1 protein-coding gene is annotated in these 508 nt (G+C 41.3%); it reads left to right on the top strand.

Annotation, left to right across the window (positions count from 1 at the left end):
* Positions 1 to 9: 9 nt before the first annotated feature.
* Positions 10 to 508, top strand: a 499-nt coding sequence (locus tag UXI14_RS18080) for a transposase (protein WP_335967374.1), incomplete at its 3' end; no start/stop codon positions are given.

Below are 508 nucleotides of genomic sequence, written 5' to 3'. Positions count from 1 at the left end.
ACTCCAATAATGTTAGCACAACAACAAAGTTTTCAGTTTAGCGCATACAGTTCCCTGTATGATAAAATTGTTCCCAAGGAAAACCTACTTCGCAAGATTAATGATTTAATCGATTTCTCCTTTATTTACGATGAATTGGTCAAAACGTATTGTTTGACCAACGGGCGTACTGCTGAGAGTCCCATACGCATGTTCAAATACCTTTTGCTGAAAACCATCTATACCGTATCGGACGTGGATGTTGTGGAACGTTCCCGTTACGATATGTCGTTCAAGTATTTTTTGGGGATGTCACCCGAGGACGATGTTATCAATCCTAGTTCGTTGACCAAATTCAGGAAGCTGCGATTGAAAAACACCGATTTATTGAATTTGCTCATAGGAAAAACAGTTGAGATCGCAGTTGAAAAAGGAATCATCCGATCAAAGTCCATTATCGTTGATGCCACCCATACCTTGTCAAGATCTAACCCTTTCCCTGCGGTCGAAGTGCTGAGGGAACGTGCCA

The organism is Galbibacter sp. PAP.153 (genome assembly GCF_037029175.1).
Taxonomy (GTDB): domain Bacteria; phylum Bacteroidota; class Bacteroidia; order Flavobacteriales; family Flavobacteriaceae; genus Galbibacter; species Galbibacter pacificus.
The sequence above is the reverse complement of the archived record's forward strand: the minus strand, read 5'-3'. Positions and strand labels throughout refer to the sequence as shown.